27 protein-coding genes are annotated in these 25,299 nt (G+C 44.1%); 1 reads left to right on the top strand and 26 read right to left on the bottom strand.

Annotated features, from left to right (window positions below):
- The 7 genes from AOQ29_RS07895 to gnd all read right to left on the bottom strand — a co-directional run.
- On the bottom strand, positions 1–376 hold a 376-nt coding region (locus AOQ29_RS07895), incomplete at its 3' end, for an aminotransferase class III-fold pyridoxal phosphate-dependent enzyme (protein ID WP_242977383.1).
- A 96-nt stretch (positions 377–472) separates the two neighbouring features.
- A complete protein-coding gene (locus AOQ29_RS02965; RefSeq protein WP_061993059.1) occupies positions 473–1,897 on the bottom strand; it encodes an APC family permease in 1,425 nt (474 codons plus the stop codon).
- A gap of 202 nt (positions 1,898–2,099) precedes the next feature.
- Positions 2,100–3,698, bottom strand: coding sequence for an APC family permease (locus tag AOQ29_RS02960; protein ID WP_061993058.1), 1,599 nt, complete (start codon positions 3,696–3,698; stop codon positions 2,100–2,102).
- Between the two features lie 416 nt (positions 3,699–4,114).
- Positions 4,115–4,423 (bottom strand): type II toxin-antitoxin system RelB/DinJ family antitoxin, encoded by a 309-nt coding sequence (locus AOQ29_RS02955; RefSeq protein WP_061993057.1) that lies wholly within the window; start codon positions 4,421–4,423, stop codon positions 4,115–4,117.
- Between the two features lie 166 nt (positions 4,424–4,589).
- The gene (locus AOQ29_RS02950) at positions 4,590–5,972 is read right to left on the bottom strand and encodes a gluconate:H+ symporter (protein ID WP_061993056.1); all 1,383 of its coding nucleotides are present in this window, start codon (positions 5,970–5,972) and stop codon (positions 4,590–4,592) included.
- A gap of 45 nt (positions 5,973–6,017) precedes the next feature.
- The gene (gene gntK / locus AOQ29_RS02945) at positions 6,018–7,556 is read right to left on the bottom strand and encodes a gluconokinase (RefSeq protein ID WP_061993055.1); all 1,539 of its coding nucleotides are present in this window, start codon (positions 7,554–7,556) and stop codon (positions 6,018–6,020) included.
- A gap of 153 nt (positions 7,557–7,709) precedes the next feature.
- Positions 7,710–8,618, bottom strand: coding sequence for a phosphogluconate dehydrogenase (NAD(+)-dependent, decarboxylating) (gene gnd, locus AOQ29_RS02940; RefSeq protein WP_061993054.1), 909 nt, complete (start codon positions 8,616–8,618; stop codon positions 7,710–7,712).
- Between the two features lie 150 nt (positions 8,619–8,768).
- Between gnd and AOQ29_RS02935 the strand changes: the two genes are divergently transcribed.
- Positions 8,769–9,620, top strand: coding sequence for a MurR/RpiR family transcriptional regulator (locus tag AOQ29_RS02935; RefSeq protein WP_061993053.1), 852 nt, complete (start codon positions 8,769–8,771; stop codon positions 9,618–9,620).
- A 64-nt stretch (positions 9,621–9,684) separates the two neighbouring features.
- Here AOQ29_RS02935 and udk read toward each other — a convergent pair whose 3' ends face one another.
- From udk to AOQ29_RS07890, 19 genes are all read right to left on the bottom strand, one after another.
- Positions 9,685–10,320, bottom strand: coding sequence for a uridine kinase (gene udk / locus AOQ29_RS02930; protein ID WP_061993052.1), 636 nt, complete (start codon positions 10,318–10,320; stop codon positions 9,685–9,687).
- A gap of 149 nt (positions 10,321–10,469) precedes the next feature.
- Positions 10,470–11,822, bottom strand: a complete 1,353-nt coding sequence (locus AOQ29_RS02925) for an MFS transporter (protein WP_061993051.1) — start codon at positions 11,820–11,822, stop codon at positions 10,470–10,472.
- A 115-nt stretch (positions 11,823–11,937) separates the two neighbouring features.
- Positions 11,938–12,945, bottom strand: coding sequence for a substrate-binding domain-containing protein (locus AOQ29_RS02920; RefSeq protein WP_061993050.1), 1,008 nt, complete (start codon positions 12,943–12,945; stop codon positions 11,938–11,940).
- A gap of 137 nt (positions 12,946–13,082) precedes the next feature.
- A complete protein-coding gene (locus AOQ29_RS02915) occupies positions 13,083–13,529 on the bottom strand; it encodes a SprT family protein (protein ID WP_061993049.1) in 447 nt (148 codons plus the stop codon).
- 76 nt (positions 13,530–13,605) lie between these two features.
- Positions 13,606–13,854, bottom strand: a complete 249-nt coding sequence (locus AOQ29_RS02910; protein ID WP_061993048.1) for an acyl carrier protein — start codon at positions 13,852–13,854, stop codon at positions 13,606–13,608.
- A 53-nt stretch (positions 13,855–13,907) separates the two neighbouring features.
- Positions 13,908–14,936, bottom strand: a complete 1,029-nt coding sequence (gene plsX, locus AOQ29_RS02905; RefSeq protein WP_061993061.1) for a phosphate acyltransferase PlsX — start codon at positions 14,934–14,936, stop codon at positions 13,908–13,910.
- Between the two features lie 53 nt (positions 14,937–14,989).
- Positions 14,990–17,023 (bottom strand): ATP-dependent DNA helicase RecG, encoded by a 2,034-nt coding sequence (gene recG / locus AOQ29_RS02900; protein WP_061993047.1) that lies wholly within the window; start codon positions 17,021–17,023, stop codon positions 14,990–14,992.
- 143 nt (positions 17,024–17,166) lie between these two features.
- A complete protein-coding gene (locus AOQ29_RS02895) occupies positions 17,167–17,481 on the bottom strand; it encodes a SemiSWEET family transporter (protein ID WP_061993060.1) in 315 nt (104 codons plus the stop codon).
- Between the two features lie 650 nt (positions 17,482–18,131).
- Entirely contained in the window at positions 18,132–18,962 is an 831-nt protein-coding gene (locus tag AOQ29_RS02890) for an N-acyl homoserine lactonase family protein (protein WP_061993046.1), read from the bottom strand.
- A 3-nt stretch (positions 18,963–18,965) separates the two neighbouring features.
- Complete coding sequence (locus tag AOQ29_RS02885; RefSeq protein ID WP_061993045.1) at positions 18,966–19,442, bottom strand: Rrf2 family transcriptional regulator; 477 nt, start codon at positions 19,440–19,442, stop codon at positions 18,966–18,968.
- Between the two features lie 173 nt (positions 19,443–19,615).
- A complete protein-coding gene (locus tag AOQ29_RS02880) occupies positions 19,616–20,407 on the bottom strand; it encodes a CPBP family intramembrane glutamic endopeptidase (RefSeq protein WP_061993044.1) in 792 nt (263 codons plus the stop codon).
- Between the two features lie 89 nt (positions 20,408–20,496).
- Positions 20,497–21,582: a histidinol-phosphate transaminase gene (hisC, locus tag AOQ29_RS02875; RefSeq protein ID WP_061993043.1), complete on the bottom strand. Its 1,086-nt coding sequence runs from the start codon at positions 21,580–21,582 to the stop codon at positions 20,497–20,499.
- Between the two features lie 68 nt (positions 21,583–21,650).
- On the bottom strand, positions 21,651–21,992 hold the full coding sequence (gene hisE / locus AOQ29_RS02870) for a phosphoribosyl-ATP diphosphatase (protein WP_061993042.1): 342 nt from the start codon (positions 21,990–21,992) through the stop codon (positions 21,651–21,653).
- A gap of 45 nt (positions 21,993–22,037) precedes the next feature.
- Positions 22,038–22,400 (bottom strand): phosphoribosyl-AMP cyclohydrolase, encoded by a 363-nt coding sequence (gene hisI, locus AOQ29_RS02865; RefSeq protein WP_061993041.1) that lies wholly within the window; start codon positions 22,398–22,400, stop codon positions 22,038–22,040.
- Positions 22,397–23,161, bottom strand: coding sequence for an imidazole glycerol phosphate synthase subunit HisF (gene hisF / locus AOQ29_RS02860; protein ID WP_061993040.1), 765 nt, complete (start codon positions 23,159–23,161; stop codon positions 22,397–22,399). Before hisF ends, hisI begins: the two co-directional genes overlap by 4 nt.
- Positions 23,158–23,874: a 1-(5-phosphoribosyl)-5-[(5-phosphoribosylamino)methylideneamino]imidazole-4-carboxamide isomerase gene (hisA, locus tag AOQ29_RS02855; RefSeq protein WP_061993039.1), complete on the bottom strand. Its 717-nt coding sequence runs from the start codon at positions 23,872–23,874 to the stop codon at positions 23,158–23,160. The genes hisF and hisA overlap by 4 nt, the downstream gene beginning before the upstream one ends.
- Positions 23,871–24,488 carry an imidazole glycerol phosphate synthase subunit HisH gene (hisH, locus tag AOQ29_RS02850; RefSeq protein ID WP_061993038.1) on the bottom strand — a complete coding sequence of 206 codons (618 nt, stop codon included), beginning with the start codon at positions 24,486–24,488 and terminating at the stop codon, positions 23,871–23,873. Before hisH ends, hisA begins: the two co-directional genes overlap by 4 nt.
- Before the next feature lie 18 nt (positions 24,489–24,506).
- Positions 24,507–25,094 (bottom strand): imidazoleglycerol-phosphate dehydratase HisB, encoded by a 588-nt coding sequence (gene hisB, locus AOQ29_RS02845; protein WP_061993037.1) that lies wholly within the window; start codon positions 25,092–25,094, stop codon positions 24,507–24,509.
- Between the two features lies 1 nt (position 25,095).
- On the bottom strand, positions 25,096–25,299 hold a 204-nt coding region (locus tag AOQ29_RS07890), incomplete at its 5' end, for a histidinol dehydrogenase (protein WP_242977382.1).

Below are 25,299 nucleotides of genomic sequence, written 5' to 3'. Positions count from 1 at the left end.
AGGCTCGTGCCACTTTAATAATGGCTTCGTTAGCATCAGACCCCGAGTTCCCTAAAGCAGCCTTCTTCGGAAAATCACCAGGGGTGATTTCCACCAACTTTGCCAATAGTTCAGCAGTCTTCGTGTTGGCAAAGTAAGCCGGCGTATACAAAATTAATTTGGCAGCCTGGTCTTGAATAGCCTTCACTACTTTGGGATGGCAATGACCGAAGTTAATGGCAGAGGCCGAAGCGAGCAAATCCAAGTAGGTCTTGCCATCGGCATCCGTAACCTTCGCCCCCTGAGCAGAGTCAACCACTAAGTCAAAATACTTAATGCGGGCAGCCTCATTGCGGTTTTGGTCTTCTTGAGCTAATATATCTAAATTATTCGACATAATACTCTCTTCTTTCTCTAATGTATTTTTAATCATTATACAATAAAAGCCCGGCTTTCGCCGAGCTTTTTGTTAATAATATTTACATTGAAAGAATTACTTGTTCAATTTTGAATGACGAGAACCATAAATAGCGTAAACGATCAAACCAAGAATGAACCAACCACCGGCATAGAGACGAGCTTCGATGTCCAATGACCAGAAGATGTACAAGGCACCCAGGAAGCCAAGAGCAGGCAAAACTGGGTAGAATGGCATCTTGAAGCCAGGAACAGGCAAGTCCTTACCTTCACGTGGACGGAGGGCATAAACCCCAAGAGAAACCATCATAAAGGCAATCAAAGTTCCAGCTGAAATCAAGCCAGCCAATTCGTTGAATGAGAAGACTGAACCAACCAAAACGGCAATCACTGTCAAAACAAGCAAAGCATTGTTAGGCAATCCCTTACCGTTAACGTCTCCTAAGAACTTTGGCAACAAGCCATCACGACCAAAGGCGTAAATCAAACGTGAGCCAGCCAACATCATTCCGATAATGGCGGTAAACATACCAGCTAAGGCAACAACTGATAATAAGTTTGAGACCCAAGGATGTCCTGAATGTTCAAGGGCCCAGGCAGCAGGAGCAGCGTTGTTAGCATATTGAGTATAGTGGAACATACCAACCATAACCAAAGAAACACTAACAAACAAAACAGTGGCAATAATCAATGAACCAATAATTCCACGAGGCATGGTCTTTTGTGGATTCTTAGCTTCGGCTGAGTTAGCCGCAATTGAATCGAAACCAATATAAGCCAAGAAAATCTGTGAAGCACCCGCTGAAATTCCTTGCCAACCACCAAATGTTGTTCCGGCCTTATGGGCTGGAATAAAGTGTGAATAGTTTGCAGGATGGATAGCTGTCATTCCAACAAAGATGAAAATCAAGATAACAAGGACCTTCAAGACAACCAAGGTATTTTCAACCTTAGCAGTTGAGTTAGTTCCCTTCCAAAGCAAAGTTGCCACAATCAAAACGGCCAAAAGTGAGAACAAATCAATTACACCACCGTTACCGGCAGCAAATGATCCATTCAAGGCCTTTGGCAGTGCCAAATCAAAGTTTGATAGGAACTGCTTAAAGTTTGCTGACCATCCAGATGCAACAAAGGCTACGGCGATGAAGTATTCAGCCAACAAGGCCCAACCGGCAATCCAACCGAAGACTTCACCAAAGACAACGTTAGCCCATGAATAAACTGAACCAGCGAAAGGCAAAGCAGAAGCAAATTCTGCATAGGCGAAGGCCGTCAATCCAGAAACAATCGCTGCCACAACGAATGACAACGTTACCGCTGCCCCCGCATGGTTAGCCGCAACAATACCTGGCAAAGTAAAGATGGCAGTTGAAACAATCGTTCCAACTCCTAAGGCCAACATTTCCTTCACACCTAATGTTTTTTGTAGATGGGCATCACTTTGTTCAAACGCCGCAGGATCAGCACGGCGGAACCAACCCGTTCCTTTTTTTTCTGTCATAATCCACTCCGCTTTCAATAGTTATTAATCTATGTAAAATATTAGCATTTTCTCATTTAAATGTCAAACACCTTTATTCAACAACAATAGCCAATAAATCACCTTCTCATTTACCCTATCTTAACCAGGATGATTATTTTTTAAAGCAAAAAAAAGAACCGTTTTAACGATTCTTTTCCTTTAATAATCAATTAATGTTCGTTTAGTCCATTTCAACGGTGTCGTTAATTTTTTCGGCACGCTTGAAATGTCTTGTAACAAGGTGTGATGACCGACCCCAAACATAGAAGGCCAAGGCCACAATGATGACCATTACGAAGTCTAATGGATACTTAACCAAGCCAATTCCATTAAATTCGTGGGAACCGATGTATGATTCGATTGACAAGGCAACTAGGTACCAAAGCAACCACGAAGCACCCTTGATTTGCTTCTTAGTTCGGTCAAATGACCAGCCCATCTTCCACTCGTAGAAGAAGTAGAATGGCAAACCTAAGATAATAATCAAGATAACTTCGATAGTCGTTGGCCACATAGCCCAGTATGTTGCCAATGAAGCCAAGACGAAGGCCAATGGGGCCATAAACTTCATCGCCTTTGATTCAAAGGGACGCTTGAAGTCTGGCGCCATCTTCCGCAATGACATCACAGTCACAGGGCCAGTCAAGTAAGCAATCAAAGTTGCCGTTGAAATCACGGCAGCCAAGGTTCCCCATGACCGGAAGATTGAAACCATCAACATTGAGAGAATGGCATCGGTAACCATGGCCATTCGTGGAATACCATACTTATCGTTAATCTTTCCTAAGTACTTAGGAATGTGGTTATCAGAAGCCATGGCGGCTAAGACACGACCAGTTGAAGCGGCAAATGAAACTCCGGTTCCAAATGGTGAAACAAAGGCATCTGTATAAAGCAAGATTGATAACCAGTTCAAACCTAAGAGAATAGCCAAGTCGGCAAATGGTGATTGGAAGTCAATTCCGTGCCAACCATACTTAGCAATTTCACTTGGTTCAATTGCAGTGATGAAAGTTGATTGAATTAAGATATACAAAACTGCAGCAATTCCAAGAGAAATCACGATCCCACGTGAGATATCCTTAGTTGGGTCTTTAACTTCAGATCCAAAGTTAATGATGGTCTGAAAAGCGTTAAATGAAAAGATGATTCCTGAAACGGTTGTGGCCGCGAAAATCGGTGCCGTTCCGTAAGGCATAAACTGGTGAACAGTTGAACCGTAGTTTCCAGGGTGGAAGCTTGAGATTGTTAACATCAAAATCGTTAACAATGGCACACCAATCTTTAAGAATGAGATAGCCGATGTAAATCGAGTCAACAGTGTCACTGACCAGTAGTTCAATAACGTAAAGATAATGATAAAGCCAAAGACAATCATCAAACCAGGAGTGGTAATTTTACCATCTGACAAAAAGTGATGGGTCCAATTAGCCCACTTCCAGGGCCAGGTTGACATATATTGAACGGCAGCAACCGCTTCAATTGGAATCAAAGTAATCAATGAAACCCAGTTGGCCCATGAGGCAATGAAGCCAAGCAAAGAACCGTGACTATACTGGGCGAACTTTGACATTCCACCAGACTGCGGGAACATCGTCCCCAATTCGATATAGGTGTAAGCAATTACACCAATCACGACTGCCCCAATCACCCATGAGATGATGGCAGCAGGTCCGGCCACTCTGGTCGCCTCCCACGAGCCAAAGAGCCAACCAGAACCAATTAATGATCCTAGTCCTAAGAGAACAAGTTGTAGTAAACCAATTTTATGAGATTTCATAATATCCTTCCAATTCATTTATAAAGTGACCACTTATAGTCAATCTATCAATGGTCACTATTGTACCAGAATTATGACAAAATGCAATTAGAATTGGAATAAAAAGTATATTTTATTTAAATTCGGGTCAATTAAGTCAAAATGCAGTCTTTTAGGATTGGCTAAAAGACTGCATGAATTTGCTAATTTAAATGTGATAAGAACTCAATAAACCGTTTTTCATCATTCTTCGATAAGAAACCAATCAGGTTGATAATAACGTATTTGTTATCCACTCGTCGAAGTTGAACTGTATCAATCCAAGATTTCTTTTTCAATCCAGCCTCTTGCCAGTCAATAATTTCAAAATAATAATTTTGATAATACTTTGATTTATTGTTAAATTGGCCAGAACAATGCTTTGTTCTAAAATGACTTCAGTCATCTAAAAACTTCTCCTGATCATCTTTTTGACTTAAATCCAAGTCTTGAACGGGCGACTTTTCAAAGGCTAACTGACTAATGAGCTGACGATTAGCCTTTCTTTCTTCATTAAACCAGTCATCAGGATATTCTTTTCGGTTCTCCTTCTTTTGAACAGACAAAGGAATTTCTTGCTCATAGGCGGTCTTAGTGATAAACATTTTGATTGCTGTTGCCACGTCAAGGCCTTGTCGTTCGAAAACCTTTTGCGCCTCTTCTTTAATTTTTTCGTCAACACGAGCTGACACTTGGATTGTTTTCATTTTATCACCTCAACCACTTAATTTACTAAAATTATACCATAATGATGATAATTGTTATCAATTGTTAGTAAACGTTGTTAATAGTTATATATCGTGAAAGAGAAACATCAAATTATACTGTAAATAAAAAAACTGCCGGCCTAAGCCAGCAGTTCGTCAGTACCCTTTAAACAAAGAGCGCTGTCATAATAACGATCACAATAATTCCAGTTACAGAAATAACTGTTTCAAGCACTGTCCAGATTTGGAAAGTTTGCTTAACCGTCAAGTCGAAGAATTCTTTGAAAATCCAGAATCCGGCATCGTTAACGTGAGAAGCAATCAATGAACCAGCACCGATGGCCAAAGCCACGAAGACAATCAAAAGATCACCGTGTGGGTTGGCTGCCAAGATACCTTGGACAACCCCAGCACCAGTAATACCGGCAACTGTGGCTGAACCAACGGCAATTCGGAGCAATGATGTCACTGCCCAGGCAAAGAGGACAATCACAACTGGTGACATTGAACCTGATGAAGAGAACAAGTCAGCAATCTTGTCTGACATTCCTGATGAAACAAGGACACCACGAAGGGCCCCACCACCACCAACAATCAATAAGATTCCGGCAACGGCGTTCATTCCTTCATTCAATGAGTTTCCAACAGTCTTCATATCGCGCTTTTGGAAGATTCCCATTGTGAAGATGGCCAAGATTAATGAAATCGTCATGGCCACTGCAGGAGTAGCCAAGAAATTAATTACTTGGTAAACAGAGTCAGGATGGGCTGGTGTCTTTCCACCAGAAACCACCAACTTGTAAATTGTCGCAATGATCATGAAGACCAATGGGAAAACTGAAGTCAAAACTGACAAGCCAAAGCCAGGAACAGTCTTTAAATCGTATTCCTTCACTTCACCGACAGCTTCAATATGGTCCTTGAATTGGAAAGCATCTGGCGCATACTTCTTAGCCAAGATAGTGAAAACAGGTCCACCAACCACAGCCGTGATAATAGCAACAAACAAACCTGCCAAAAGCATCAAACCGATGTTAGCACCCAATTGTGAGGCCACAGCAGTTGGTGCTGGTTGGGGAGGCAAGAATCCTTGGGCAGATGACAAAGCCGCTGTCATTGAAACACCCAAGTAAAGCAATGGAACGTTTGCTTCGATGGCAACCGCAAAGACGATTGGAATCAACAAAACCATTCCAACTCCAAAAATCATTGAAATTCCAATGATAAATGAAGCCAAGAGAACCGCCCATTGGAGGCGCTTCAAACCGAACCAAGAAATTAATGTCTTAGCAATCCGGTAAGAACCACCAGCATCAGCAACCAAACGACCAATCATCCCACCAAAGACGAAGATGATAGCGTTTGATCCCAAGATGTTTCCCATTCCTTGGTTACCTAAAACGGCATCCGGAATTTTGGCAGGGTTCATGCCCAAAAGAAGGGCGAGGACGAAGGCCGTAATGACCAACGAAACGAAAGTGTTCAACTTGAATTGTGTGATTAACACCAACAACAACAAGATGGACACGAATAACATAACGAATTCCATGTATCCATTTGAGGGCCGAGACCCTCTTCTCCTTATCTAAGAGGACTACTTCATATGCTTACGTTGGTAATTAGCAATGTTGTCATATTCAGTTTGCAACTGTCGTGACAAACGAATAAAGATAGGTGCTAATTCACGGTAAGCTTCGAAGTTTTCGGGGTCGGGTTGGTAAGTATTTGACTTACCAACATACTTTGAGATTTCGTACAAATCATCGATTTGTCCAAGGGCCTTTTGGGCAACCACAACGGCTGCCAAGGCACCTGATTCAAAGGCTTGTGGAACAGTCACTGGTTGCTCGAAAATATCGGCAAACATTTGACGCCACAATGGTGAGCGGGCAAAGCCACCGGTCGCTTGAATTGACTTCAATGAACCAACAACTTCTTCCAAGGCCAATGAAACCATGTAGACGTTGAAAGTAATTCCTTCCAAGACCGCACGGAGCATGTTGGCACGAGTGTGTGAATGGTTCAAACCGAAGAATGAACCACGGGCATTAGCGTCCCAGATTGGGGCACGTTCCCCACCCAAGTATGGGTGGAACAACAAACCATCTGAACCGGCTGGAATCTTAGAAGCGACTTCAGTCATCAAATCGTAGGCATCTTCGCCAAGCAAAGCGGCCGTTGATTTTTCAGCATCAAACATGTTGTCGCGGGCCCAACGGAAGACATCCCCACCGTTGTTAACTGGTCCACCGACAACCCAGTGATCCTTATCCAAGGCGTACGTAAATGTCCGGCCCTTTGGATCGATAACTGGCTTGTCAGAAACAACACGGATAGCACCGGAAGTACCAATCGTGATTGCGGCCACACCAGGTTGAACCGCATCAACACCAAGGTTTGACAAAGGTCCATCACCAGCACCATAAACGAATGGTACGTCACCTGGCAAGCCCAAAACAGTTGCGTATTCAGGCTTCATTTCAGTTTCGTATTCGTATGGTGAAACAGGTTCAGGCAATTGTTCCTTCTTCAAGCCAGTAACTTCCAAGGCTTGTGGGTCCCAGTCCAAATCAAAGATGTTGAACAACCCTGTTCCAGAAGCAATCGAAATATCCATCTTGTTTGCACCGAACAAACGGAAGAATAAGTATTCCTTGATACCCAAGTAGTGGGCAGCATTGTTGTAAATTTCAGGCTTATCATTCTTCAACCAAATCACCTTTGACAAAGGTGCCATTGGGTGAATTGGTGTTCCAGTCTTTTGGTAGATTTCCATCCCCTGACCAGATTCTTTTAATTCGTCAGTGTACTTAACGGCCCGGGTATCGGCCCAAGTAATTACTCGAGTCAATGGGTTCCAGTCCTTGTCAAAGGCGATTAATGAGTGCATTGCTGATGAGAATGAAACAGCAGCAATCGAGTTTCCAGCAGCCAAGTCAGCCTTACGGATAACGGCAGCTAATGCATTTGTGAAGGCAACAAAGATTTCCTCTAAGTCTTCTTCGGCCATGTCCGTCTGGTCCCGATATAGTGGGTAACCAACGTTGGACTGGGCAACCACTTGGTTTTGTTCATCGAACAAAACTGCCTTAGTAGAGGTAGTTCCCAAGTCGATACCAATCATATACTTCATGATTATTTTCTCCATCAAATCGGCATGTTGGCCCCTATTCGGAAACAACCTACCTTGCATACCTATTAATAAGAAGGCAGCACCTTCTTAAATAAGTTTTTCATAGAAAAAGCTCCCGCAAGTTCTGGGAGCAAGTTCAAATCAAATCTTAAATTACTTAGCAGCGTCCATGGCGTGTCCACCAAAGCCGTTACGCAATGCTGAAACAACCTTTCCAGTGAAAGTGTCTTCTTGCAATGAACGGTAACGCATAGCAAGTGACAAGTAGATAACTGGAGCTGGTACTTCCAAATCAAGTGATTCTTCAACTGTCCACTTTCCTTCACCAGATGAATGCATCCGGCCAGAAATCTTTGCCAACTTAGGATCCTTAGCAAATTGTTCTTCGGCCAATTCCATCAACCATGAACGAACAACTGAACCGTGGTTCCACAACTTAGCAACTGCTTCGTAGTCGTAGTCGAATTGAGATGCTTCCAAAACTTCGAAACCTTCGGCGATGGCTTGCATCATACCGTATTCGATTCCGTTGTGAACCATCTTCAAGTAGTGACCTGATCCCAAACGACCAGTGTACAAGTAACCATCTTCAAGGGCAATAGAAGCAAACAATGGTTCGATTGTCTTCCAAGATTGGGCGTCATCTCCACCAATCATGAAGTTTCCACCGTTACGAGCACCTGACATTCCACCAGAAGTACCAGCATCGAAGAACTTCAAACCAGCAGCAGTAGTGCGCTTGTTTTGTTCCAAGTTGTCCTTGTAGTTTGAGTTTCCACCATCAATGATGATGTCGCCCTTGTCCATCTTTTCAATCAAAGTATCGATTGTTGAGTTGGTTGGGACACCGGCTGGAACCATTACCCAAGCAACCTTAGGTGATGGCAACTTAGCCAACATGTCATCAATTGTGCTAGCACCTTCGACCTTGTCAGAGTAAGCAACAGCTTCTGCAACAAAATCCTTGTTCAAGTCAAACGCAACAACTTCGTGACCATTGTCAACTGCGTTCTTAACCAAGTTAAGACCCATCTTACCAAGGCCGATCATGGCAAACTTCATGTGTATTACCTCTTTTTTTGATTTCTTATATTAAACTACAGGACCTATTATATGAAAATTGTTTACATCTTGCAAGGGATAATTGAAAATTACTTTCAAGTTCGGTATAGTTATCCTATTGTATTATCGTTGTAATAAAGAAAGAAAACTATGCCAAACTCTATTTTTGTCCGTCTTGGACAAAACCCGCAGGGGTATAACCACACAGAAAGTAAGTTAATTACCTATATAAAAGAAGACCCTAGTTCAGCTGCTGCTGGCACAATTGGTGCCATGGCAGAAAAGACTGGTGTTTCAACAGCTTCTATCTCTCGTTTTGTTAAAAAAATCGGTTTTCATTCTTACCGTGACTTCTCTGTTGCACTGGCAGCCTATAATCAGCGAAAGCCACCAGTCGATCTCTTTGGTGAAATTGAGGATTCTGACAATACCGAAGCCATCACAACCAAGGTTTTCGCCGGGGCTCAAAACGCTTTATTGATGACAAGTGATGCCCTAAACCCCGCCATTCTTGACCAAGCTGTTAAATGGCTCACCTCAGCCAAACGGGTTGGTTTCTTTGGAATCGGTGGCTCATCTATCGCTGCTATCAATGCCTATCATAAGTTTTTACGAACACCAATCGATGTCATTTCCCATCCGGATTATGATATCCAGCTCATGCAAGCCGTCAAATTAACCCCACAAGATACGGCCGTGGTGATTTCACATTCTGGTCGTAATGAAGATACTCTCTTCATTGCCCAAAAGCTCAAAGATAACCAGGTCCCATTCATCGCCATTACTTCCTTCGCCGATTCACCGCTAGCTGAAATGGCCGATATTGTCTTACTTTCCCTGGCAGAAGAAGTTAATTTCCGGTCAGAATCGATGTCTTCCTTAGTCGCACAACTGACAATTATCGATACCCTCTTTACCCTGGCTGGGTCAAAGCTCCCAACCCAGACCCAACACGTCGTCGATACGATGCGTGAAGTTATTGAAAGCACCCGTTTACATTAATTTAATTCATGGCTTATCACATAAAAAAGGTTGCCCTCGTAATAACGAGGACAACCTTTTTTTATTATTCAGCTTCTTCTTTAATAACCATGGCAATCGCCTGGTTCATCAACATATCGATGGCAACGAAGTTTTCGCCACCTTCAGGAATGATGATGTCCGCATACCGCTTCGTTGGTTCAACGAATTGGTTATGCATTGGCTTAACGGTGGCCAAATATTGTTCAATCACACCGTCAACTGTTCGACCACGCTCATTAGTATCACGTTGCAAACGACGGATAAAACGAATATCGTCATCAGTATCAACGTAAACCTTCAAGTCTAAGAGGTTTCGAACACGTGCATCATTGAATAACAAAACCCCATCAACAATAATCACGTCAGCAGGTTCAATATGAACCGTTTCCTTTGATCGTGTATGTTGGGCATAGTCATAAACCGGAATATCAACGGGTTGCCGTTCCAACAACTTTTCTAAATCAGCCACGAACCGTTCCGTTTCAATTGAATCGGGATGGTCATAGTTTGTCTTTACTCGCTCTTCCATCGGCTTGTCCGATTGGTCACGATAATAAACATCTTGCTGGAGTAGGATTGGTCGGTTCGCGTTTAATCGCGTAATTAATGCTTGGGAAACGGTTGTTTTCCCTGAACCTGATCCACCCGTGATACCAATCAATAACGGTTTCTTTGCCACAATTGCCTCCAACGGGCCCGTCTTAGGCCCACTTAACTGTTTTTCTCATCCCTACTATTTTACGGGATAATAAAATAAAAAGCCAGGATATTTTTTAACAAAACAACAATCTTAAATCTACTTTCTAAAAAAAGAAAGTTAATTTTAATTTATTCGTGTTTCTGTCCCTTAATTCGACTAGCTAAAAGATAGCCCGTCAAAGGAATTAACATAAACCAAGCCGCCGTCTGATTCAACGCAGACCCATAACTATGGTTCTTCAAGAAGACCCCAATCAAAATCCCAGCAATTAAAATTGATAAAGCACCAATGACTTGTCGCATGGTCGTTATGATTGCTGTTCCATGAGAAACCAGGTGAGTAGGCAAGGCATTATTGGCGGCTGTCACAGCCGGCATCATAATAAAGGCATTACCACCTTCCAAGAGCATGGCGCCTATAATCGCCAACAGTAAGAACTTTGTACCGAAGAACGATAAATCAAGGTAGCCCAAAACCATCATTGTTGATCCAATTAACACTAGTGGGCGAAGTCCAATTTTTTCTAGCATTCGACCTGCGCGAGGATTCATGGATGACAAGAAGACCGCTGCTGGAATCATTAGTAACCCTGAAAAGACCGGAACCAGGCCGTAGACCTTTTGAAAATACAAGGGCATCAAAACAGTTGCAGTAATCAAGCCCGAATAAGACATCCCAGTTAAGAGCATCGCTGGTAAGTATCCCTGAAATGTAAAGACCCGTAAGTCTAAGAACGGCACCTTTTGTCGTAATTGCCGGGTCACAAAGATTGCTAAGAATAAAATTGAAACAATCAGTGTGCCAATCAATGTTGGCGTCCAACCCTGACTAGGCAAAATGGATACTGTGTATAAAATTCCAGCAAAGCCAATCAAGAGAAACGATGATAAGAAATCAAAACTTCGTGGATCCAATTGGTGCGTATTTTTAATTTTACTTTGCATGGTCACGATTAAGGTCAAAAGAACTACAAAGAAAAGACCAAAGAGAATGCGCCATGACCCCCATTGCAAGACAATACCGGAAACGATTGGTCCCACGGCCAGGGCTGACCCCATTACCAGCCCAACTGTTCCCATTGCTACTCCGCGGTTATCCTTAGGCGTATTTTCCATAATGACTGCTTGGTAAGTTGGAAATAGTGCTCCGACTGCAACTCCTTCCAACAAACGACCAATCACGACGCCAATGAAATTTGGTGTAACCATGGCATAAAATGTTCCAACTAAGAAAACCCCAACGATTAGGTTCAATAGTTTTTTCAATGGTAGGTTATCGAGTAACCAGGGCGATAGCGGCATGACCAGGGTCATTGCCACCATAAATCCTGACGTCACCCATTGGACATTGGCGGCGTTAATGCCAAATTGTTTCATTAAAATCGGGTAAGCCGTTGTCATCGTTGACTGGGAAATTGACATCGTAAACGATGTAAACAATAGAACCAGTGAAAACGGTGACAAGGTTTTGATATTCTTCATATTCCTTCTCCTTTAATGTTCACTAAATTCATTCTAACTAATCAAATGAAATATAGCAATCATTTATGTAATAAAAGTCAATTAAAAAACACCAACTCCTGGTTGGTGTTTGATTTTATCGGGTTGAACCCCGTTTAATGAGTGTATAAGGTAAATGAATCTGGCTCTCTTCAAGCTTTTCACCGTTCATTAACTTAGTCAATAAACGCATCGCTACCGCCCCAATGTCGTACTTGGGCTGGTTAATCGAGGATAGTTCAGGTCTGGAAACAATCGAGAAATTAGTATTATTCGATGTAATGATTTCCAAATCCTCTGGCACCTTGTAGCCATGATCTTGGTAGTAGTTCAAGATTGAAACCGCAACCTCATCATCGTAGACAACTGCTGCAGTGACCCCCTGAGCCACTAGCTCAGCTGCTTGATTTTGACCTGTGGCATAAGTCCGGGCCTTTGCAAAGACCAAGTTTTTATCATAATCCAAGCCTGCCTTGGCAAGTGCTTGTTGGTACCCTACTAGGCGAAAGCTTTGATCAATTGCCCGATCTTCAGATCCAAGAACTAATGCAATTTTTTGGTGACCGTGGTTAATCAGCTTAGTTGTGACAGCTTCAAAAGCTGCTACATAATCAATGTTAACTGATGGCAATTGTTCATCCGCGGCGACTGAACCAGCCAAGACAACCGGAACGTTAGTGGCTTCAATCGCTTTTAAAACCTGTGAACTTAGCTTCGTTCCCATATAAATAATGCCATCAACCTGTTTAGTTGATAAGTTTTTAATTGCCGTTACCGCTCGATTTTGGTCATCATCAGTATTGGTTAGTAGTGCATCGTATTGGTACATCTGGGCAACGTCATCAACCCCTCGGGCCAACTCCGAATAAAAGACGTTGGTCACGTCCGGCATCACGACACCAATCGTAGTCGTTTTTTTCGATGCCAAACCTCGGGCAACTGCATTAGGTTGGTAACCAAGGTCATCAATTGCTTGCAAAACCTTTTCTCGTGTTGAAGCTCGCACGTTGTTATTACCGTTGACAACCCGTGAAACCGTTGCTAAAGACACACCAACTTTTTCAGCCACATCATAAATTGTTGCATTCTTTTTCTGGTCAACCATGCCCACAAACTCCTTGATAAAAGTCTACTCTAGACTTTCATGATAGCAAAAAAAGGCTATTAGTGCAAACGCTTACACTAGCCTTTTGATTGCATTTATCTTTCATTGCTGTTTTTAACAGAACTTGATATTTTTTGCTACTTTAACTGGTCAACTAAGTGCAACTTTCCCCGACATTGACCACACCGATAGCGGTTAATATCAACTCGTCTTTGCCGAAAAAAATCATGACCATGTTCGCAACGGTAATGCCACTTGCCCTGCTGTGCCTGTGAACTTTTGATATTCGGTGCATACCGCGACCCACCAACCTGGGCCAGTAACTTTTTAAAGTCAGCGTCCCGGTGTTGGTAGCCTCGGTGTGCTAAGTGCAAATGGTAATGGGTCAATTCATGTTTAATGATGCCGATAAATTCAGGCCGGTTGGCCATCTTCGGATTAAAATCAATATGGTGATCTTTGAGATGGTAGCGACCGCCCGTTGTTTGTAGACGACTATTATAAATCGCCTGATGTTGAAAGGGGCGACCGAAGAATTCCAGTGATATTTTCTCCACTAGAGCCTGCAAGTCTACTTGATTCAACTGCTCACTCTCGAAACCATTGTCTTTCGTCGACCTACTAGTTCTGGTCTCAGACCACGACCGTCCTTGAGCCTTTTTACGCCTGGTGAACATAGACATAGTCAACAACCTTTTGCAGGGTTGTTAATGAATCTAATTCTTCATCAGGAATAACCAAATCGTATTCATCTTCAACTTCTAAAATCAATTCGACGACATCGATTGAGTCAACGCCAGTCTCTTTGGCAAAGTCCAACTCAGGTTGGACTTGATGGTCCTGCAATGAAAAACGTGCCTGTGATTCTTTGGCCAAGTGATCATAAATTTGTTCTTTAGTTAAAGCCATGTTACCCGAAACTCCTTCAACCTTGGTCGTCTAAGGACAACCTAGCTGATTATTTATTTTTCGATTTTCTTTGCCTTCAAGGCGTCTGCGTTTTCTTTAATGAATGTCGTTGTCTTACCAACGAGGTCTTCTTTGACCATCGTCTGGATTTGACCCATTGAGTTTGCCACGGCACTCGCCTTGGCTGACCCGTGGGTCTTAATCACAGGCGCCTTCACACCGAGAACGACAGCTCCACCTTGGTCGTTAAAGTCGAGCTCATGCTTCAATGACTTTAAAGCAGGCTTCAACAACAATGCACCAAGCATACCACGAATTCCTGAACCCTTGATAGCACTCTTTAACTGGTCAAGCATCGTCATGGCCGTTCCTTCGATAGCCTTCAAAGTGGCATTTCCAGAGAAGCCATCAGCAACAACCACATCAGCGGTTCCTTCAAGAATTTCACGAGCTTCAACATTTCCTAAGAAATTAAAGCTAGCCGTCTGCTTCATCAACTGGTGGGCAGCCTTATGGGTGTCGTCACCCTTATCTTCTTCGCCACCATTGTTCAACAAGCGTACTCGAGGCTGCTTAATTCCCATCACTGATCCAGCATAGAAGCTGCCAAGAATGCCATATTGGTAAAGATGGCTTGGCTTATTTTCAGCGTTAGCACCCAAGTCCATGAAGACAAAAGAGTCATTAGGACCACCAAATGAAGGCAAGGCTGAGGCCAAGGCCGGACGGTCAACACCCTTAATCCGGCCAACGATAAAGATGGCAGAAGACAAAATGGCGCCAGTATTTCCAGCTGAGAAAAAGGCATCAGCTTCGCCATTTTTAACAGCTTGTGCAGCACGAACCATTGAAGAATCCGTTTTGTTCTTCATCGCCTTAACTGGTTCTTCACCCATTTCAATTACTTCGGTCGTTGGCACCAAGGTCAATCGATCAAAATTTTGAATCAATGGTCGGACAGCTTCTTCTGTCCCATATAATTCGAAGGCTAATTCAGGGTAACGATCACGGGCAATTTCAATCCCTTTGACAATTTCTTCTGGGGCAAAGTCCCCACCCATCGCATCAATAGCAATCTTAATCACAATTTTTCTCCTACATCACTAACTAGTACTAATTATATTTTAACAACTTCTCAATCAAAGTGTCTAAATTGGGCCATGGTTTGGGATAAGTAAGCCACCAAAGCTCGGTTATCCACTTCTTCATCCCAACCCGGTTCCCGAACAAGCGTCAAGGCTTCTTGTTGCGCGATTGTTAACATCGTCAAATCTTTGACTGGATCACCAACTTGAAATTCTGGCATTCCAGATTGCTTGGTTCCTAAGATATCACCGGCACCCCGTAATTCCAAGTCTTTTTGGGCCAACTCAAAGCCATCAGTCGTATCGACCAAGGCCTTGAGCCGTTCTTTACCGTAATCAGTCTTGGGGTCAGCGACCAAGACGGTATAGGATTGCCGGTCACCTCGTCCAACTCGTCCTCGTAACTGGTGTAATTGGGCCAAACCGAAACGGTCAGCATCCAAAATTAACATAATTGAAGCATTCGGGACATCGACCCCAACTTCAACCACCGTCGTAGCCACCAAGACTTGAACCTGATTATCCTTAAACCCTTGCATCAGGGTATCCTTATCTTCTTTGGGTAGGCGGCCATGCAATAAACCGACCGTATAGGATGGTAAGGCAGCTTGCAAGTTTTGATAGACTTCAGTAACGTTGCGGACATCCAAAGTCTCAGATTCTTCTATTAAAGGAGTCACCACATAAGCCTGAGCACCCTTAGCAAGTTCTGCTTGTAGTAAAGCCAGTGCTTGGTCGAACTGCCGGTTAGGCATTTGACTGGTAATAATCTGCTTGCGCCCTGCCGGTAATTCATCAATTATTGAAACTTCCATTTCACCATAGGCCGTAATCGACAAAGTTCTCGGAATTGGCGTTGCCGTCATTGCTAAGATATCGGGGTTCATTCCACCCTCACGAAGTTTTGACCGTTGCTTCACCCCAAAACGGTGCTGTTCATCAATTACTGCCAATCCTAAATGATGAAAATAAACATCGTCTTGGACCAAAGCATGGGTTCCAACGACAATATCAATTTCACCAGATTCAAGATCAGCTAAGATTTGTCGCCGTTGTCCGGCCTTGAGGCCAGATGTCAACAGTTCAACCCGGAGGTCCAAGCCAGCTGAAGCAAAAAGTTTTGCTAGGCTCTTTGCATGTTGCTGGGCCAAGATTTCAGTTGGCGCCATCATGGCCGCTTGGCAGCCAGCAGTCACCGTAGCATACATGGCAATGGCGGCAACAACCGTTTTTCCAGAACCAACGTCTCCCTGAAGAAGGCGGTTCATGTGTTGGGCGGTCTTTTGATCAGCCAATATTTCGCCAACTACCCGGTCTTGAGCATTGGTTAATTGATATGGCAGTTGATCAATAAAGGCTTGGACGGCTTGGTTATCATAGGCTAAAGCCTGACCACCAAATGACTGGTCGGCCTGCTTAATCAATTGTAAGCGCATTTGAAAAATAAAAAATTCTTCAAAGGCTGCTGATCGTCGTCCCGCTTTTGCTTCTGCCTTATCACTTGGAAAATGGCACCATTCAACCTGCTGGTTCTTATCCAACAAGCGGTACTTTTTCCGTAATTCAGCTGGCACTAAGTTGGGCATTTGCCCCCGCATTAATCCCCAGGCCTGCTCAACTAGGTCCGCAATTGTCTTCGCTCGTACAGACTTAGTAGTTGGGTAAATTGGGTCTAGTGCATTGGTCGTTGCTGGAACTAATTTAATTGCCGATAAAGCCGCTCGGCTAGCATTATAAGTTCCGTAGACAGCAACCTCCTGGCCAACCTCGATGTTTTTTGCAACCCAAGGTTGGTTAAAGAAAGTCACACGGATATTTTCACGATCAATTAAAAGGCCCAGAACAGTTTGCGATTTTTTACCAAAGCGTCGGACAACCGCTGGTGTGGAAACAATGCCTTTAAAGGTCACTTTTTCCCCATCTAGAGTTTCAGACGGCATTCGTTCACCAAGGTCTTGATACCGGAAAGGATAGTAAGTCAATAAGTCTTCAATTGTAAAAATGCCTAAGTCGCGCAATGCGGCTTGGCGCTTTTCCCCAACACCAGCCAAAGCTGATACTGGGTCTTGTAAGGCTAGCGACATCAACTTACCCTCCTTTTTGACAAGGGATATTTTACCATTTTCAACTTAAAAAAGATATGAAGTTTCTGGGTCAGCTAAGTTATAAAAGCAACAAAAAAATGCTAATTCTTTCAACACAGAATCAGCATTCTCTTCCATCTAAATTAATGAACGTAAACCGTCACCAAGGTCACAAGACCAAAGACGATTCCAGGGACATTCGAAACAATGATTGGAATATCCTTGTAGGTCTTTAGCCAACCATAGCAAGTCCAAAGAGTTGCGTTAATCATGGCAACGGCTGGTTGCAATGGATTAACTGGATTACCGCTAAAGTTAGCAATGATTTGTGGAACGTATGAGACGTACATCAAAATACAAGTAACAGTGGCAACCTTCGAAAAAATCTTCAACATCTTAATTCGACGTTCATCTACTCGTTTCCGTTCTTCTGGTGAAACATAATTATCAACACGCATGCCCATGAATTTTGTTCTCCTATTTCTCTTGTCTTGCTCGAATTCCGCTTTAAATATTGTGTCAATTATAACACAATCTCAGAGAATGCAAGGACAATCCGGACAATTTGTCGGATAGTGTTCATTTTTTCACAGAGTGAGTGGTAAATTCATACCCCCTTGGTTTACTTTGTTAAAGAAAGCTCCCCATCTTTTTTCTAAATAAGAAAAATCTAAGCAAAATTATCAAACTTTTCGGTCAAAAAAATCATTTTTTGATTTTTTTATTTAAAAGTTCAAAAAGATTCAATTTATAGCTTTAACATTCACTTAATTTTTGTTAAACGCTTACATTGCTGATAAAACGGCATTTCATCCACGATTTAAAATCGTCAGTGTTTTCACTAAAATTTAAAAATATTAAAATCATTGAACATTCGCTTTTTTAGAGATTTTTATCCGGATAACAGCTAAATTCGTTATAAAAATCGCTAGTATTTATTAACATTCTCCTAAAAAATAATTTGATTAACTAAATTAATTTGCCTTTTAATATTATTTCAGAATGAATTATATAATTTCGTAACATGACAAGTTATATACCTCAAAAATACCAAGAAATACTCATACATTATAAAAGTAAATATTAAAGACTTTATTTAAGCTAAAATTTATTCATAAGGTAACTCAATCACCTTCGGTGCCATGTCCGGATCATGGTTAACAATCGTTTCGATTACGTCCTGGCGATGCGACATTTGATTAACCCAAGAAACTGACATTGAGGCCCATTTACGGTCAACAGCAATTCCCGGTGTCATTCTTTGTCGAATTGATTTTTGAGCATAGCCTGTATCCGAGGCCAGTAAGACTGACCGACCATCTGAACCCGTCACTAACGTTGCTGATAGACCTCGGCTATGGCCCGGCGTCAAAATCATTTGGACAGAACCATCGCCAAATAAATCAAATGATTTATGAGCTGGTCCTAGTTGAGTATCGCTGAACTTGAAGGTCTGAACATCAACGCCTCGCCACATTTTGGCAATGTATCTTAATTTGTCACGTTGGGCCGCCTGCCATTCCTCTTCACTGACCAAAATATTTTGTGCATTTTTGACCAAAGGCAGACCGCTCGCGTGGTCACTGTGTAAGTGACTCAAAAGCAAGTATTTAATATCCGTATCCTGGAAGCCTAATCGTTCCAGCTGTTCTCTCACTGACCAACCGGCTGGCAAGTAAGCCTTGTTGATTTGAACCTGCAGGCCGAGTTCGGCCCATTGGCTCTTTCGAACAAGTTCATTCCAACCCGTGTCAACTAAAATTAAGCCCTTCGGATGTTCAATTAAATAACTCGAAACGGGTAGCAAAATTTGATTTTTTTGGCTACGAAATAGTCCAGTATATGCCAATGGATTTCGATAGTCTTCGTGAAGCGGTAAGGCCTTATCTACCTTCACCAAGCCCGTATGTAAAACATGAATTTTGATTTTATTTGTCATTTTTTATCTTCTTTCATTCTCAATGATTGCTTCCCAATCGATATAGCCATCTTGATAGTCCCGATCCTCAAGTAATTCACTCAACCTAAAGCTCGCCAAACTTTCAAAAAATGATTGTTCCGCTTTGGCTAATGAATCACTGAGAATTCTTTGCTTACTGTGGATGACTGTCGAATCGATAAAGGTTTTATCGGCTAGGTCCGTAATAGTAAATAGTTTCTCTTGTCCAGCTGATGAACGATAAACATCGAGCAGGGTTACGTCATCAATTCTTCGATTGAGCTGTAAGCCACCATATTTACCGGCGACACTCTTAACCAAGCCACTTTTAACGAGCTTACTGGCAACTTTTTGAGTATAGGTTTTTGATAAGCCGAGGCGGTCACTAAAAACACTAGCCGAAAGTGGCTGATGGTTTTTTTCTGTTGCGAGCATCAGGATAATGCACATTGATTGTTCAAATATTGGTGGGACTTTCATCAGAATGCTGAACCTTTTTATTTAATATGGATATATCGTATCTCAATTAAGAAATAAAAGCAACATTTATGAAAAAGTTAAGAAATAACTATAAAATAAAAGACTTTGTGTATGAAAAAATGCCTCAGACTTATCCGAAGCATTTTTACCTATAAACTTATTTTTTGATTCAATTAATTATTTTCCAGGTCTGATTGTTCGGCTTGTAATTGTTTTACCAAGCCTGGGGTCTTCTTCCGCCACGACCAAAGTGAGACGAGCACAATCAAGATTTTAAAGAAGGTAAAGAATGATAGTGCCATCGCACCAAAGCGACCACCCGCTTGACTACTTGCTTCGGAAGCCGTGAGAATAAAGTCTTCCACGAAGTGCAAAGCAATGGCATACCAGAGACTACCCGTCTGAACGTAAATTGCTGAATAGGCCAAACCAGCAAAGAAGGCCAAGACAACTTGAACGACAACGTAAGCAACCGGTTCATGGGTCAAGTTGGTTAAGTGCATCAATGCAAAGACCAAATTCGAATAGGCCACAGCTTTAATCAAATTTTTGTATGAATAGTTCTTCTTGGTAATGTAGTCCGTGAACTTTCCTAAGAGGACACCGCGGGCTAAGAATTCTTCCGAGAAACCTCCCATCACACCAGTTCCTAGAGCAACCATGACGTTCGATGCTCGCACAAAAGGCAAAACAAGAAGAATCATCAAGAGCCAAAAGACCCAGTCGGTCCAGCGAAAATGGCGCCCCAGATAAAACTTCTGCTTAGTGATCCAGGCATTCAAAACCAGGACCAAGACTAGTTCACCCATCTTGAAAACGAAGTTGGCTTGGAATTGGGTCAAATCAAATTTGTAATAAGCCTGATTAACCAGGTTATGAATACCTAATCGTTCAATCACTAATTCTAAAACCAAAAAGAGGGCTACCGGTTGGACTAATTTTTTTAAAGTGTGTTCATTGTTCATAAAAGTCACCTTTCAGAAATAAATGTTATCAACACAGTTTACAATAAAAATCCACAATAGTCGAAGAAAATTGACAATATTCTAAATTATTATTTACTATCGCCTAGTCTAAGGGCTTGCAAAAGAGCCTCCTGCAATCTTTCATTTTCTTCCGGACGACCGAGTGTAATTCGCACCCATTCGGGATTGAGTCGCTTGTTAATTTGAAAGCCAGCTTCTAAGAGGTCTTGACCAACTTGAGGAGCATCCCCTACCTTGACCCAGACAAAGTTAGCTTGGGATGGGTAAAAGGGAATTTCATTAGCTGCCAAGAAGGCTTCGAACTTAGCCCTTTCAACCCGGATTTTTTCAATGTTGCCCTGAACGTAGTCTTGGTCCAAAACCGCCGCAGTTCCACCGGCAATTTGCAAGGTCGAAAGGTTATAAGGCAAACGGACCGCCTGCATCGCAGTCCAAAGTGGGTCAGCTATAATACCATAACCAATTCTCAGATTGGCTAGGCCATAGGCCTTCGACAAGGTCCGCAAGACAACCAAGTTCGAATAATCCGCAACGAGTGGGGCGACCGTCTTATCGGCTTGATCAACAAAATCGATGTAGGCTTCATCAACGACTAAGACGACACTGGGGTCCAATTGGTCCAAGAAGACCTGGATATCGGTTGGTGACTCGAAGACCCCGGTTGGGTTGTTGGGGTTTGCCAACCAAACCATGGCTGTCTGATCGTCCACAGCAGCGGCTAGAGCTTCAAAATCAACGCCACCCGTCTCAGGAAAAACGGCGACCCTTTTTGTTTCTGCCTGCTCGATTTGGGCGTGAATGGCGTACTCCCCAAAAGTTGGATCAGGAATGACAATGTTTTGACCGGATTCCAGTACCACCCGGGTCAGCAATTGAATAATTTCATCGGCCCCGACCCCAAAAACCAGGTTATCTTCTGCAACTTGGTCTAGTTCGGCAACCGCCTGGCGCAGTGAAGTGGCTTGCCCATCAGGATAGTAACCCAGGTCCGTTGCCAAGGCGGCCTGAATCGCTTCTTTAACCTTCGGTGAAGGTCCGTAAACAGACTCATTGGCTGATAACCGAGCTAATGAGTCCAAACCATATTCGGCCTTGATTGTTTCGACCGGTTTCTCGGCCTGGTAGGCCTCTAATGCTGCTACTGATTTTTTCATCGTCATTCTCCTTTGCTGACTATTACTTCCGGCCCTTTAGTTCCACAAAATAGTCGTGGTCCCTTCATTTACTTTGTTTCTTCAATCGCACCAGACCGCCAATCTTGTCGTTCGTGCAACCGTGATTTTTGGCCCACCCGTGTTCCCATTTCTGTTTTCAAGTCATCAATTGTGATTCCTTGGTTAGCTAAAAGGACCATCAGGTGAAAGAGCAAGTCGGCCGTTTCATAGGTCAATTCTTCCTTACTGTTCTTAGCACCGATAATGACCTCGGTGCTTTCTTCTCCGACCTTCTTTAAAATCTTATCCAAGCCTTTTTCATATAAGTAGGCTGTGTATGAACCTTCTGCTGGGTTGACCTTGCGGTTATAAACCTGGTCGTAGAGTTCTTCAAATGTTTGTTGTGCCATAGTTGCCATCCTTTTTATGACCGAGTTATTGGGCCGGTTCTTCATTTATTTTCTTGGTTCTCGACTGTCTATGGCAGTAGGTTCCTGTACTAGGTTAAAGAAGCAGGAATACTCCCCCGTGTGACAGGCCGGACCAACTGGGTTCACTTCCAGCAAAACCGTATCTAAGTCGCAGTCCAGCGTTAGTGATACGACCTGCTGGCGGTTACCGGAAGTTGCCCCCTTATTCCACAATTCCTGCCGACTCCGAGACCAAAACCAGGTTTCCCCCGTCTCTTGGGTTAGCCGGTAACTTTCGGCATTCATGTAAGCTAGCATTAGGACGGCCTTGGTCTTAGAATCGACGACAACCGCCGGTACTAAACCATCCTGGTCCGCCTTAGTAAAGTCAGGTTCTAATTTTGTCATCGGCGGACCTCGATTTCATTTGCTGCTAATTTGGCCTTCAGGTCTTGAATGTTAATTTGCTGTAAATGAAAGACCGAAGCTGCCAACGCTCCATCGGTTGGGCTTTGCTGGAACAAATCAACAAAGTCTTCGACCGTGCCTGCCCCACCAGAGGCAATCACAGGCACGGCCACTGCAGCCGTTAGTTCTTGGTAGAGGCGGACGTCGTAGCCCTCCTGGACCCCATCAGTATCCATGCTGGTCACCAGCAATTCGCCGGCCCCGGCTGCCACCAATTCTTTGGCCCAGTCGATGGCGTTCAATTCGGTTGCCTGTGTTCCGCCAGCCACATAGACCCGGTAAAAGCCAGCCCGGTCATCCCACTTCACATCGATGGCCCCAACCATTGCCTGAGCGCCAAAGAGTTCTGCTCCTGCCGTCACGAGGCTCGGGTCCTTGACCGCCGCTGAGTTCAAAAATATCTTGTCAGCACCAGCCGCAATCAGTTCCTTCATCGCTGCCACGGAGGTAATTCCGCCACCAACGGTCAAAGGAATAAAGACTGCCTGGGAGACTGCTTCCACGACCGATAAAATCGTGGCCCGGTCTTCCAAAGTTGCCGTGATATCCAAGAAAACCAGCTCGTCGGCCCCAGCGGCTTGGTAGGCCTTGGCCAGCGTGACCGGGTCGCCCATCGTTTTCAGGTTCAAAAACTTAGTTCCTTTGACAACCTGGCCATTTTTAATATCCAGGGCTGGAATAATCCGTTTGGCTAATGTCATTGGTCCACCTCCTGTAGGTCTGCTAACTCCAAGCCCCCATCGTAGAGGGCCCGACCAACAATCACGTCTTGGATGCCTTGGTCTTGTAAGGCAACGATATCAGCCATCGTCCCGACTCCACCGGAAGCAATAATCTGACTGGCCGGGAACTGCTTTTGTAGGGCGGCCAACAAGGTTACGTTGGGACCAGCCAGGGTACCGTCTGTCGCCACATCCGTGACGATGAAGGTCTGGACACCTAGGGCGGCCATTTGCTCAATCATGGCCGCAAAGTCCAAGTCCGATTCGACTAACCAGCCCTCAGTGGCGACCTTACCATTCTTACCGTCAATGCCGACGACAACTTTATCGCTCCCGTATTGAGCAACCGCTTGGCTAACCAAACCGGGATTTTTCAAGGCTGCTGAGCCAATAATTACCCGGTTCACCCCCATTTGTAGGTAAGCGTCAACCTGGTCCATGGTGCGAATGCCACCGCCGAGTTCGACCCGCAAATTCGTTTCTCGACAAATGGCCTCGATCAAGTCTTTGTTAACCGGTCGGCCCGCCTTGGCCCCATCCAAATCAACGAGGTGCAAGGCCTGCAGGCCCGCCGCTTCGATTTCTTTCGCCTGGTCTAGCGGACTGGCATTAATCAGGGTTTTCTTCTGGTAGTCGCCCTGGAAGAGCCGGACCGACTGACCATCGATTAAATCAATTGCTGGTATAATCATTGACTTTCCACCATTTCTTTAAAGTTCTGCCAGATTTGCAAGCCATCCTCACCGGATTTTTCCGGGTGGAACTGCGTGCCCATCACGTTTTGGTTGACAACGACACTGGGGACATCGACCTGGCCGTAGCGGACAGAAGCCGCAATATACTGAGCCGGTGTCTGAGCGTAATAGCTGTGAACAAAGTAAGTGTATTTATTATCGAGGGCCCGGGTAATTGGACTTGATAACTGAACTTCATTTTTATTCCAGCCCATTTGTGGGACCTTGTAATCAACTTGTCGAGGTAGTTCGACAACCTGGCCAGGAATCAACCCAAGCCCCTTGGAATCACCGAACTCGGTTGAGGAGTCAAAGAGCAATTGCATCCCCAGGCAGACACCCAAGAGGGGCTTGCCCGTCTTAGAATACTGGCGGATTGGTTCCACCAAGCCCTTTTCATTTAAGTTTTTCATTGCGGCAGCAAAGGCCCCAACGCCCGGAACCACCAAGCCATCGGCCTGCATAATCTCGGCCGGGTCGGCGGTTAATTTGACCGAGAGGCCCGTGTACTCGAGGGCCTTAACCACATTTTTAATGTTGCCGGCCCCATAATCTACAATCGCAATTGTCATCTCTCAACTTCCCTTCTGTTAAATCTGACCCTTGGTCGAATTGACTCCCTGAATGGCGGGGTTAATGGTCACCGCTTGGCGCATCGCCCGGCCCATCGCCTTAAAGATACTTTCAATCTTGTGGTGGGTATTCCGGCCGTACAAGACCTCAATGTGGACGTTGGCCCGGCAGCTATCAGCAAAGCCTTGCCAAAAGTCTTCGACGACTTCGGTTTCAAATGACCCTAATGTCGGTGCCGTCAATTCAGCATTGAAGACCAGGTAAGACCGTCCGGACAAATCAACAACCGCCCGGCTCAAGGTTTCGTCCATCGGTACGAACTGACACCCGTACCGGTCAATCCCAACCTTGTCACCCAGTGCTTCGGTGAAGGCCTGGCCCAGAACAATCCCGATGTCTTCGGTCGTGTGGTGACTATCGACGTCCAGGTCCCCCGTCGCTTGGACTTCGAGGCCAAACCGACCGTGCTTAGCAAAGAGGTTGAGCATGTGGTCGAGGTAGCCGATTCCCGTTTGAATCTTGGCGGGGCTTTCCTGGTCCAGGTTCAGGGTTAATTTGATTTGGGTTTCCCCAGTCTTGCGTTCAATCGTTGCTGTTCTAGTCATATTATTTCCCTCGAATTTCGATTGCCCGGGCGTGACCCTCAAGCCCTTCTTGACGGGCTAAGGCGGTAACAGCTGGTCCGTCCTGAACCAAAGCTGCCCGGTCATATTCTAGGTACTGGATCCGCTTTTGGAAGTCCCAGACCCCCAAAGCCGATGAGAACCGGGCTGTTCCCCCAGTTGGCAGGATGTGGTTGGGACCGGCTAA

The organism is Fructobacillus ficulneus (assembly GCF_001047075.2).
GTDB lineage: Bacteria > Bacillota > Bacilli > Lactobacillales > Lactobacillaceae > Fructobacillus > Fructobacillus ficulneus.
Note: the sequence above shows the minus strand (reverse complement) of the source record. Positions and strands in the feature narration are given on the sequence as shown.

Bases quoted from the DNA above. Each gene is read 5' to 3' on its own strand.
- hisE (WP_061993042.1), bottom strand. From the start codon at position 21,992: ATGGCACAACAAACATTTGAAGAACTCTACGACCAGGTTTATAACCGC.
- AOQ29_RS02950 (WP_061993056.1), bottom strand. From the start codon at position 5,972: ATGGAATTCGTTATGTTATTCGTGTCCATCTTGTTGTTGTTGGTGTTA.
- gnd (WP_061993054.1), bottom strand. From the start codon at position 8,618: ATGAAGTTTGCCATGATCGGCCTTGGTAAGATGGGTCTTAACTTGGTT.
- AOQ29_RS02920 (WP_061993050.1), bottom strand. From the start codon at position 12,945: ATGGTTGACCAGAAAAAGAATGCAACAATTTATGATGTGGCTGAAAAA.
- hisH (WP_061993038.1), bottom strand. From the start codon at position 24,488: ATGACAATTGCGATTGTAGATTATGGGGCCGGCAACATTAAAAATGTG.
- recG (WP_061993047.1), bottom strand. From the start codon at position 17,023: ATGTCGCTAGCCTTACAAGACCCAGTATCAGCTTTGGCTGGTGTTGGG.
- hisB (WP_061993037.1), bottom strand. From the start codon at position 25,094: ATGACTAGAACAGCAACGATTGAACGCAAGACTGGGGAAACCCAAATC.
- AOQ29_RS02895 (WP_061993060.1), bottom strand. From the start codon at position 17,481: ATGCGTGTTGATAATTATGTTTCACCAGAAGAACGGAAACGAGTAGAT.
- hisF (WP_061993040.1), bottom strand. From the start codon at position 23,161: ATGACATTAGCCAAACGGATTATTCCAGCCCTGGATATTAAAAATGGC.
- hisC (WP_061993043.1), bottom strand. From the start codon at position 21,582: ATGAAAAAATCAGTAGCAGCATTAGAGGCCTACCAGGCCGAGAAACCG.
- gntK (WP_061993055.1), bottom strand. From the start codon at position 7,556: ATGAAGTATATGATTGGTATCGACTTGGGAACTACCTCTACTAAGGCA.
- AOQ29_RS02880 (WP_061993044.1), bottom strand. From the start codon at position 20,407: ATGAACAATGAACACACTTTAAAAAAATTAGTCCAACCGGTAGCCCTC.
- AOQ29_RS02955 (WP_061993057.1), bottom strand. From the start codon at position 4,423: ATGAAAACAATCCAAGTGTCAGCTCGTGTTGACGAAAAAATTAAAGAA.
- AOQ29_RS02965 (WP_061993059.1), bottom strand. From the start codon at position 1,897: ATGACAGAAAAAAAAGGAACGGGTTGGTTCCGCCGTGCTGATCCTGCG.
- AOQ29_RS02925 (WP_061993051.1), bottom strand. From the start codon at position 11,822: ATGAAGAATATCAAAACCTTGTCACCGTTTTCACTGGTTCTATTGTTT.
- AOQ29_RS02890 (WP_061993046.1), bottom strand. From the start codon at position 18,962: ATGACAAATAAAATCAAAATTCATGTTTTACATACGGGCTTGGTGAAG.
- hisA (WP_061993039.1), bottom strand. From the start codon at position 23,874: ATGATTATACCAGCAATTGATTTAATCGATGGTCAGTCGGTCCGGCTC.
- hisI (WP_061993041.1), bottom strand. From the start codon at position 22,400: ATGACAAAATTAGAACCTGACTTTACTAAGGCGGACCAGGATGGTTTA.
- AOQ29_RS02960 (WP_061993058.1), bottom strand. From the start codon at position 3,698: ATGAAATCTCATAAAATTGGTTTACTACAACTTGTTCTCTTAGGACTA.
- AOQ29_RS02910 (WP_061993048.1), bottom strand. From the start codon at position 13,854: ATGGCTTTAACTAAAGAACAAATTTATGATCACTTGGCCAAAGAATCA.
- AOQ29_RS02935 (WP_061993053.1), top strand. From the start codon at position 8,769: ATGCCAAACTCTATTTTTGTCCGTCTTGGACAAAACCCGCAGGGGTAT.
- AOQ29_RS02885 (WP_061993045.1), bottom strand. From the start codon at position 19,442: ATGAAAGTCCCACCAATATTTGAACAATCAATGTGCATTATCCTGATG.